Source organism: Campylobacter sp. BCW_6467 (genome assembly GCF_001762855.1).
GTDB classification, from domain to species: domain Bacteria; phylum Campylobacterota; class Campylobacteria; order Campylobacterales; family Campylobacteraceae; genus Campylobacter_D; species Campylobacter_D jejuni.
Window position 1 is genome coordinate 1 of the sequence record NZ_MJXP01000035.1, and the last position, 1,043, is coordinate 1,043.

2 protein-coding genes are annotated in these 1,043 nt (G+C 25.1%); both read left to right on the forward strand.

Annotated elements, in window-relative coordinates:
• Window positions 1-375: AHH domain-containing protein (locus tag AJ888_RS04970; protein ID WP_237766501.1), on the forward strand; the 375-nt coding region annotated here is incomplete at its 5' end.
• Entirely contained in the window at window positions 372-932 is a 561-nt protein-coding gene (locus tag AJ888_RS04975; protein WP_070296164.1) for an imm11 family protein, read from the forward strand. The genes AJ888_RS04970 and AJ888_RS04975, both read left to right, overlap by 4 nt.
• Window positions 933-1,043 lie beyond the last annotated feature (111 nt).

A 1,043-nucleotide genomic window follows, 5' to 3' on the forward strand; every position in this document is an offset into this window, starting at 1 on the left:
CAAGCTAGTCCTCTTGCTAAGATTAAATTTGATAGGATAAGATGGGAAGGGATAGGAGGTAAAAACAATCAATTACCAATTCAAACTCATCACATTGCCACCAATAAGAGTAAAAAATATACTCCAAAATTTCAAGAGATACTTAATTCATATGATTTAAAACTAAATGGAGATTGGAATAAAGTTAAAATGCCACATCGCGGAAGACATCCTAATGAATACCATGAATACATTCTTGAAAAAATGAATAAAATTGATAAAATAGCTAGAGGAGATAAGAATAAATTCTTAAAAGAATTTGAAAAACTAAAAGAAGAAATCAAAAATAATCCTGCTATACTTCATAAAGAATACTATAAGGAGAGAAAACAATGAGATATTATAAAATGATGTATAACTATAATCATAATGATGTGGATAATTGGTGCTCTTGTAATCTTGTAGATATAAAAAATAATAATGAATATGCACTTTTAGAATCTAAACCTATCACAAATTGGCAAACACCTAGTTTTGAAATCGATAAAGATGAAGGAAGCATACTAACTGGTCTTATACACAATGACTGTGGTTGGCGTATAGTCTCTCCTAAATTTATAAATTTAATGCAAGATTTAATCAAAGATTGTGTGCAATATTTAGATGTAGAAATTAAAAATCAGGAAATAAATTATTATGATTGTAAAATTATGCATGTAATAAAATCACTTGAGGCTTTAGATTATGAACATTCTGTATATACTTATATGGGTGATAATGATGAATATTTAAGTATTACTAAAGCTGTTTTAAAAAAATCAAAACTTGATGGAAGTCATATATTTAGAATTAAAGATGATGAAATACCTGTTTTTGTATCAAGTGAATTTAAAAAAATAGTAAGAGAAAATAATTTATTAGGTTTTAGTTTTAGTGAAGTTATGGTATATTAAAATTAATAAACATATAAAAATATTACAATTATAAATTATATAAACTTATTAGGTTTTATCAAACAAATACCATAATAAAGGATAAAAAATGACAAGAGAACAAGCAGAATT

Coding starts and splice junctions, on each gene's coding strand:
- AJ888_RS04975 (WP_070296164.1), top strand. CDS start 372: ATGAGATATTATAAAATGATGTATAACTATAATCATAATGATGTGGAT.